Below are 8,511 nucleotides of genomic sequence, written 5' to 3'. Positions count from 1 at the left end.
GCCCTCCCCCGGCCGGTTGACAAACAACACATCCAGCACGCTATTACGCAAGCCCTTCAGCGCATTCCAGTTCGCCGATGCATGCACATACCTGTCGCGCAACAACTGCTGCTCGCCCTCACTCAACCCCAACTGCCCGGTTTCCCCCAGGGCAAACGCATGTAACTTGCCGCTGATCACCCGCAACTCATCCGGCAACTGATGCTCAACCTGCCCGCCCAGCGCCGCAAACGGCACGCCAGCCCGGACCGCCAGTTCGCGCATCACGCTCAAGTACACCCGCGAAAGCTGCCCGGCCACTTCCCGCTCGCGGTACAGTGCCGCATAGACCTGCTTTTGCGCCTCACTCGGCCGGCCGCCGGCAATCGGCTCTTCCCAGGTGATGACCTGGGGCCTGGGCTCGCCCATTTCGGCAAAATCCGTCGCCAGCAAGGCGCTCATCGACGCCTGCACGCGGCTCTGCCCGGCTGGCATCGCTGCCGGCACACGCTGGGACTGCGGCTTGCACAACAGCACCTGCTCCCGCATGGTTTCCGGGTACCCGCCGCCAATGTTCGAATGCACGCCCGGCAGCACGATGTCATGCCCACTGCTCACCAGCGGGAAGTTGTGCCGCTGCTCGTCCCCCGCCACCAGTTGCACCACCCGCCGGGCAATGCCTGCGCCCAGGCCCAGGCGCAGGCCGCCATGGCGGTCGTCCGCAGGGTCGAAGTCGCCTTGCAACGGTGCGATGATCGCCGCTACGGTGTCGAATAGGCCGATAAAGTTGATCGAAATGCCACACGTCACCGGTAACAGCCCATCAGCGCCTTCGTGCAACAGGTTGGCCAGGTGGCGCACCGCCGCCGCACCGCGGCTGAAACCGAACAGGTCGAACTCGAGCCGTTCCAGCAAGAGCTGCGGATGCGCCTGGGACCAAGCCTGCAGTTGCCCGGCAATCCCCTGCAACGCCTCGGCAACCCGTGCCTCGGCCCCCGTGCGCCCGCGCCCGGTGGCCGAGGCATAGACCTGGTCGGCTTCACCGGCCAGGGTCCCCACCCCTTCCACATAGTGCTTCAAGAAGGCCAACTGCCCGTCAGCACGGGTCGCATCCGCCGGATACAGCGCGTGCAACAGTGCCACATTGCTCAAGGCGTTGGCATAACTGCCGCCTTGCCCAGCCAGCGCTGTGGCATTGTGCTGGTTGTTACCGGTGCCATCGAAAAACACCCCGAAACGCAGGGTTATCCGTTCAGGGGTTGGCGTACCGCCGCTGCTCAATTTCATGTTCGTGCCTTGTGCTTGCCCAAAAAGCACAAGCAAGCGCCAGCAAGGCGTCATGCAACATCAGGCAATGGCCAGCCCTGCGTGGGACATTTCTGTATCCGCATGCCCCCCTGCAACGATAAATTTACCCAGCGCCATTGGTCGCCGCCCCCCCGGATGGATTAAAGTATCAGCCCTTGCCAGGGCAGCTGCCTTCAGCCGCCTCAGGCCACCTACCAGGAACCGTCGCCGATGGAACACCGTGAAGCGCTGATCGCGCTGCGCACCTTTCTTTCTACCCAGATCCTAGGCCAGGAAAAACTGGTCGAGCGGCTGTTGATCGTGCTGCTGGCCGACGGCCACATGCTGGTCGAAGGTGCCCCGGGCCTGGCCAAGACCAAAGCCATCAAAGAATTGGCCGAAGGCATCGAGGCGCAGTTCCATCGCATCCAGTTCACCCCCGACCTGCTCCCGGCCGACATCACCGGCACGGAAATCTATCGCCCGGAAACCGGCAGTTTCGTGTTCCAGCAGGGGCCGATCTTCCACAACCTGGTGCTGGCCGACGAAATCAACCGTGCCCCGGCCAAGGTGCAGTCGGCGCTGCTCGAGGCCATGGCCGAGCGCCAGGTCAGCGTGGGCCGCAGCACCTACGACCTGTCGCCGTTGTTTCTGGTCATGGCCACGCAGAACCCGATCGAGCAGGAAGGTACCTACCCGCTGCCCGAAGCCCAGCTCGACCGCTTCCTGATGCACGTAAAAATCGGCTTCCCCGACGCAGCGGTAGAGCGGCGTATCCTGGCGCAGGCGCGTGGTGAAGCGCTGGGCGGCGAGACCAAGCCCGAGCGCCGGGTCAGCCAGCAGGCCATTTTTGCCGCGCGCAAGGAAATCCTTGGCCTGTACATGGCCGACGCAGTGGAGGAATACCTGGTACAGCTGGTGATGGCCACCCGCACCCCGGCCAAGTTCGACACTGAACTGGCCGACTGGATCGCCTATGGCGCCAGCCCGCGCGGGTCCATTTCGCTGGACCGCTGCGCGCGCGCCCACGCCTGGCTGGCCGGGCGCGACTTCGTCAGCCCCGAAGACATCCAGGCGGTGCTGTTCGACGTGCTGCGCCACCGTATCATTCTCTCGTTCGAGGCCGAGGCGGCGGGGATCGACCAGGACCGCGTGGTCCAGCGCATCCTCGACGTCGTCGCCGTTGCCTGAGCCCATGCCCACTGCGCAGTTGGCCGAACCTGGCATCCGCATCGGCCTTGCCGAGCTGATCGACATGCGCCACCGCGTGCGCGAAATCCAGCTGTTTTCCAAGCCTGGCCAGCGCAGCCCGCTGGTAGGCCTGCACCATTCCAAATTGCGTGGGCGCGGCGTGGACTTCGACCAGGTGCGCGTGTACCAGGCTGGTGACGACGTGCGCAACATCGACTGGCGCGTCACCGCACGCACCCAGGAGCCACACACCAAACTGTTTCACGAAGAACGCGAACGGCCAATTTTCATTCTTGCCGAGCAGAGCCAGCGGCTGTTCTTCGGCTCGGGGCTGATGTTCAAATCGGTACTGGCGGCCCAGGCCGCCGCGCTGTTCGGCTGGGCCGCGCTGGGCCACAACGACCGCATCGGCGGCCTGGTGTTTGGCGATAACGAACACCACGAAATCAAGCCGCGGCGCAGCAAGCAGAGCCTGCTGCAGCTGCTCAACCGCCTGGCCAAGGTCAACCAGTCGCTGCACACCGAGGCCATGCCCGGCACCGACAGCCTTGGCCTGGCCCTGCGCCGCGCCCGCGAAGTGCTGCGCCCCGGTAGCCTGGCCATCGTCATCTGCGACGAGCGCTCGCTCAGCGCCCAGGTGGAACAGCACCTGGCCATGCTCTCGCGGCATTGCGACCTGCTGTTGCTGCCGGTGTCCGACCCGCTCGACCATGCCCTGCCTGCCGCCGGCCTGCTGCGTTTTGCCCAGCGCAGCGCCCAGCTGGAGCTCGACACCCTCGACGCCAACCTGCGCCAGGCCTATCGCCAGCAAGCCGAGGCACGTATCGAGCGCTGGGAACTGATGGCGCAAAAGCTGCGCGTGGTGCTGATGCCGCTGAGCACGCAAAGCGAAATGATCGAACAACTGCGCGAGTACCTGAGCGCCCAACGGCCACGGAGCGCGCCATGAACCCGCTCGATCAGTTGCAACCGCTGATCGAACCGGCGCCGATCGGCCTGTGGCCGCCGGCACCCGGTTGGTGGGCCTTGCTGGCGATCCTGCCGTTGCTGGGCTGGGGCCTTTGGCGGCTGCGCCGCTGGCGCCCGGGCAAGCGGCGCATCGTGCGCGCCGAGCAACCGCTGGACCCGGTACGCGTGGAAGCGCTGGCCGAGCTGGCCCGCCTGCCACGCCCGTACGACGGCGCCCCGGCCGGCGCCTGGCTGCAGCAGATCAACGCCCTGCTCAAGCGCCTGTGCCGCAGCCACTACCCAGGTGCCAACAGCCATACCCTCAACGGCCGCCAGTGGCTGGCGTTTCTTGACAACCGCTGCCCGGCCGCCGGCCTGACCCGCTGGATGGTGCTGGTCGAAGGTGCCTACAAGCCCGAGTGCAAGCTCGACGACAAAGCCATTGTCGGCCTCAGCCAAGCTGTCGAAACCTGGATCCGCAAGCATGTTTGAACTGGCCTGGCCGTGGGTCTTCGCCCTGTTGCCGCTGCCGTGGCTGCTGCGCCTGGTGCTGCCCGCCGCCGACAGCGGCGAGCCCGTGCTCAAGGTCGGCTTCCTCGACGAGCTGGAAGGCCTGGCCGGGCGCCGCGCACGGCTGAACCTGCCGACCTGGCGCCAGCAGGCGCCGTTCGTGGTCATCTGGCTGTTGCTGCTGTGCGCTGCCGCCCGCCCGCAATGGCTGGGCGAGCCGGTGCCGGTGGCCGCCAGCGGCCGCGACCTGCTGGTGGCCGTGGACGTATCCGGGTCGATGGACTTCCCCGACATGCAGTGGAAAAACGAAGACATCAGCCGCCTCGACCTGGTCAAGGCGCTGCTTGGCGACTTTTTGCAGGACCGCGAGGGCGACCGCGTGGGCCTGATCCTGTTCGGCAGCCAGGCCTACCTGCAGGCGCCGCTCACCTTCGACCGACGTACCGTGCGCACCTTTCTCGACGAGGCGCAAATCGGCATCGCCGGCAAAAACACTGCCATCGGCGACGCCATTGGCCTGGCAGTCAAGCGCCTGCGCCAGCGCCCGGCGCAAAGCCGGGTACTGGTGCTGATCACCGACGGTGCCAACAACGGCGGTCAGATCCACCCGCTGACCGCCGCCCGCCTGGCGGCCCAGGAAGGCGTGCGCATCTACACCATCGGCATTGGCGCCAACCCCGAAGCCAGCGGCACGCCCGGTCTGCTCGGCCTCAACCCGAGCCTGGACCTGGACGAAGCCGCGCTCAAGGAAATTGCCGACATCAGCCACGGTGCGTACTTCCGCGCCCATGACGGCGCCGAGCTGGACGCCATCGGCGACACCCTCGACCAGCTCGAACCGGTGGCCCAGCAACCGACCCAGGCGCGCACGGCCCAGGCCTTGTACGCCTGGCCATTGGCCCTGGCGCTGCTGCTAAGCGTGTTGCTGGTAGTGGCTGTGCAATGGCCCGACAACCTGTTGCAGCGCCTGTTGCGCAGGCCGCGCTTCCTGCAGCCCCACCCGGAGTGGCGCCAACGCCTGAAGCGCCTGCGGTTAAGGAGGCGGCGATGATCGACCTGTGGCCGCAATGGTTGCGCCCGCTGTGGCTGCTGGCCGTGCCCCTGCTCGGCTGGCTGCTGTACAAACTGTGGCACCGGCGCAAGCGCGCCGGGCGCTGGCAGATGATTCTGCCACCCGCGTTCCACGGTGTGCTGCTGGGCGGCGGTAATGGCAATGCCAGCAAACTGCCGTGGGTGGCGCTTGGCCTGGCCTGGCTACTGGTGATCCTGGCCCTGCTCGGGCCCAGCTGGCAACGTGTGGAAGAGAACCGCCAGCGCCCGGCCGACCCGCTGGTGATCCTGCTCGAACTGACCCCACAGATGCTCGCCGAGGACAGCCCGCCCAACCGCCTGGAACAGGCCCGGCGCAAGATCCTCGACCTGCTCGAACACCGCCGCGACAGCCAGACCGCGCTGGTGGTGTATGCCGGCTCCGCGCACACCCTGGTGCCGTTGTCCGACGACCTGGCTACCACCCGTAACCTGCTTGAGGCCATCGACCCGTCGATCATGCCCAAACCCGGCCAGCGCGCCGACCTGGCCGTGCAAAAAGGCCTGGCGCTGCTGGCCCAGAGCGGTCTCGGCCAGGGCCGCCTGCTGCTGATCGCTTCATCCCTGAGTGCCCCGGAGCGCCAGGGCATCGCCCAGGCCCTCGGCCGCCAGGGCCCGAGCCTGCTGATGCTGGGTATCGGCAGCCGTGAAGGCGCCCCGGTACGCCAGGCCAACGGCGAGTACCTTAAAGATGACCAGGGCGGCATTCTGCTGCCCCGCCTGGACAGCGCCAGCCTCAAGGGCTTTATCAGCGGCACCGGCGGGCGCTACCGGCATGCCCGCATCGATGACCTCGACCTGCGTGGCCTGGGCCTGTTCGACAACCCGCGGGTCGGGCGCAACGACGGCCAGACCCTGCAACTGGACAGCTGGGCCGACCAAGGCTACTGGCTGCTGCTGCCACTGTTGCTGCTGGCCGCCTGCGCCGGCCGGCGTGGCTGGCTGTTCTGCCTGCCGCTGCTGCTGGCCCTGCCACAACCCAGCCAGGCCTTCGAGTTCAACGACCTGTGGCTGCGCCCCGACCAGCAAGGCCAGCGCCTGCTTGAGCAAAACCGCCCGGCCAGCGCGGCGCGCCACTTCCAGGACCCGCAATGGCGCGGCATGGCGCTGTACCAGGCCGGCGACTATGCCGGCGCCGCCGAGGCATTTTCCCAGGGCGACAGCGCCGCAGCCCACTACAATCGAGGCAATGCCCTGGCCCACAGCGGCGAGCTGGAGGCTGCCCTGGACGCCTACGAGCAAGCCCTGGAGCGCCAGGCCGACCTGCAAGCGGCGCTGGACAACCAGGCGCTGGTGCAACAAATGCTGCAACAGCGTGAGGCCAAGGCTGAGCAACAACCGCCCGGCAACGATGCCCAAGGCACGCCCGGCAGCGAAACCGAAGGCAACAGCAGCTCGGCCAGCAGCCCGGCCCAAGGCACCCCCGGTAACGACGAACAAGCCAGCGCCGAACAGCCTGGCGAAAGCAACGGCAGCAACCAGGCCACCCCCGGCAATCAGGCGGGGGCCGATGACGGCGTTATCCAGCCGCCGCAGCGCCCGGTATCGACCAACCTCGACGCCGAACAGCGCCAGGCCCTGGAACAATGGCTGCGGGAGATCCCCGACAACCCGGCGGAGCTGTTGCGGCGCAAATTCTGGTATGAACAGCAATTGCATCAGGAAACCCCACGATGAGTCGCTTCGGCGTCTTTCTCCTTACCCTGCTGTGGGCCGTACTGGCCCAGGCCGAACCCCTGCTGCAGGCCAGCGTCGACCGCACCCGCCTGGAAGCCGGCGAAAGCCTGGAGCTGACCCTGGAAAGCCAGGACGTCACCCAGTTCGGCAAGCCCGACCTGCGCGCCCTGGAAGGCGACTTCGAAGTGCGCGGCACGCGCCAGCTGAACAGCCTGCACACCCTCGACGGCGAAACCCGCGCCAGCACCCGCTGGATCATCACCCTGCTGCCGCGGCGCAGCGGCAGCCTGCGCATTCCCGAGTTGCAACTGGGCCAGTCGCGCAGCCAGGCCATCGAACTGCAAGTGCTGCAGGCCGATGCCAGCCGCCAGGACACCTCGCAGGTGTTCATCGAGGCCAGCCTCGACAGCCCCGACGTCTACGTGCAGGCCCAGGCCGTGCTCACCGTGCGCATCTACCACTCGGTAGCGCTGTACGACGACAGCAGCCTGAGCCCGTTGCAGCTGGAGAACGCCAAAGTCGAGCCGCTGGGCGAATCACGCACCTATGAAAAGGAAATCAACGGCGTACGCCATGGCGTGATCGAAACCCGTTATGCCGTGTATGCCCAGCAAAGCGGCACACTCGAAATCCCGCCGCTGACCTTCACCGCCACCGCCGCTGCCAGCAGCGACGAGGCCCCGCAGGGCAACGGCACGGCACGCGCCGGCCACCAGGTACAGGTCAGCTCGTTGCCGTTGCGCCTGGCCGTGCGCCCGATTCCGGCCGCCTGGCCCGCTGGCGTGCCGTGGTTGCCAGCCCGCAACCTGACCCTGGAAGAGCGCTGGAACCCCGACCCTGGCAGCCAGCAGGTGCAGATCGGCGACTCGTTGACGCGCAACATCACCTTGCGCGCCGATGGTTTGTCCAGCACCCAGTTGCCGCCGCTGCCGGCCACCGAAATCATCGGCCTGCGCCGCTACCCCGACCAGCCGCTGCTGCGCAACGAAATAAACGAACGCGGCATGACCGCCAACCGCGAAGAGCGCGAAGCGCTGGTGCCGACCCATGCCGGCACGCTGGCCCTGCCGGCGCTGGAAGTGGCCTGGTGGAACACCCGCGAAGACCACCTTGAGCACAGCAGCCTGCCAGCCCGCACGCTGAACGTGCAGGACAACCCGGCGCTGAGCGCCGATACCCCGCTGGGCGACAACAGCAGTGCCGACACTGTGCTGTGGCCCTGGCAGCTGGCGACCTTGGTGTTCGCCATCACCACCGTGCTGGGCTTTACCCTGTGGTGGCGTGCCCGTTCGCAACCGGCGGTGCTGCGCGCGGCGCAGAACGGGCCGAGCCCGCGTACCTTGCTGGATGACCTCAAGCGCGCCTGCCAGGCCAACGACCCCCAGGCCACCCGACAGGCGCTGGATGCCTGGGCCCGGCAACAGCCGGAGACCTTGGCCGAGATGGCGGCGCGCTTTGTGCCGTTGTCGGATGCGCTGGATGGGTTGAACGGCGCGTTGTACAGCGAAAGTGGGCAGTATTGGCAGGGTGAGGATTTGTGGCGGGCGATCGGGACCATACCGCCGGCTGAGCAGGTGTTGTTGCCGGCTGGGGAGAATGGCAGCTTGCCGCCGCTTTATCCCAAGTGATGTCTTGCCTGGGCTGGCCTCTTCGCGGTCCCTGTGGGAGCGGGTTCGCCCGCGAATACCGGCGCAGCCGGTGCCAGCCACGAGATTGCGTTAGGGCTGACAGGTGTTCGTCGGTGGATGCTCAGCGCCTGCAGGTGTCCGCCACAACATGTTCAGCGCCTGTGAGATCGAGCGCCGCCCGCGCGGCGCTTCGCGGCTAAAG

At 67.1% G+C, this 8,511-nt stretch carries 7 protein-coding genes; 6 read left to right on the top strand and 1 reads right to left on the bottom strand.

Features of this window, described 5'->3' with window-relative positions; all coding sequences use genetic code 11:
- A partial coding sequence (locus IAE39_RS28260) for a T6SS phospholipase effector Tle1-like catalytic domain-containing protein (RefSeq protein ID WP_201207765.1) occupies window positions 1-1,266 on the bottom strand: 1,266 nt, incomplete at its 3' end.
- A 231-nt stretch (window positions 1,267-1,497) separates the two neighbouring features.
- Here IAE39_RS28260 and IAE39_RS28255 point away from each other — a divergent pair.
- Genes IAE39_RS28255 through IAE39_RS28230 form a run of 6 tightly spaced genes read left to right on the top strand, consistent with a single transcriptional unit; the run spans window position 1,498 to window position 8,309 of the window.
- Window positions 1,498-2,457, top strand: a complete 960-nt coding sequence (locus IAE39_RS28255) for an AAA family ATPase (RefSeq protein ID WP_003247242.1) — start codon at window positions 1,498-1,500, stop codon at window positions 2,455-2,457.
- A 4-nt stretch (window positions 2,458-2,461) separates the two neighbouring features.
- A complete protein-coding gene (locus IAE39_RS28250; RefSeq protein WP_201207764.1) occupies window positions 2,462-3,406 on the top strand; it encodes a DUF58 domain-containing protein in 945 nt (314 codons plus the stop codon).
- Entirely contained in the window at window positions 3,403-3,897 is a 495-nt protein-coding gene (locus IAE39_RS28245; RefSeq protein WP_201207763.1) for a DUF4381 domain-containing protein, read from the top strand. Before IAE39_RS28250 ends, IAE39_RS28245 begins: the two co-directional genes overlap by 4 nt.
- Window positions 3,890-4,966, top strand: a complete 1,077-nt coding sequence (locus IAE39_RS28240; RefSeq protein ID WP_201207762.1) for a vWA domain-containing protein — start codon at window positions 3,890-3,892, stop codon at window positions 4,964-4,966. The genes IAE39_RS28245 and IAE39_RS28240 overlap by 8 nt, the downstream gene beginning before the upstream one ends.
- On the top strand, window positions 4,963-6,681 hold the full coding sequence (locus IAE39_RS28235) for a vWA domain-containing protein (protein ID WP_201207761.1): 1,719 nt from the start codon (window positions 4,963-4,965) through the stop codon (window positions 6,679-6,681). Before IAE39_RS28240 ends, IAE39_RS28235 begins: the two co-directional genes overlap by 4 nt.
- Window positions 6,678-8,309 (top strand): BatD family protein, encoded by a 1,632-nt coding sequence (locus tag IAE39_RS28230; protein WP_201207760.1) that lies wholly within the window; start codon window positions 6,678-6,680, stop codon window positions 8,307-8,309. The genes IAE39_RS28235 and IAE39_RS28230 overlap by 4 nt, the downstream gene beginning before the upstream one ends.
- Window positions 8,310-8,511: the final 202 nt, after the last annotated feature.

Source organism: Pseudomonas sp. S37, assembly GCF_016658545.1.
Taxonomy (GTDB): domain Bacteria; phylum Pseudomonadota; class Gammaproteobacteria; order Pseudomonadales; family Pseudomonadaceae; genus Aquipseudomonas.
The sequence above is the reverse complement of the archived record's forward strand: the minus strand, read 5'-3'. Positions and strand labels throughout refer to the sequence as shown.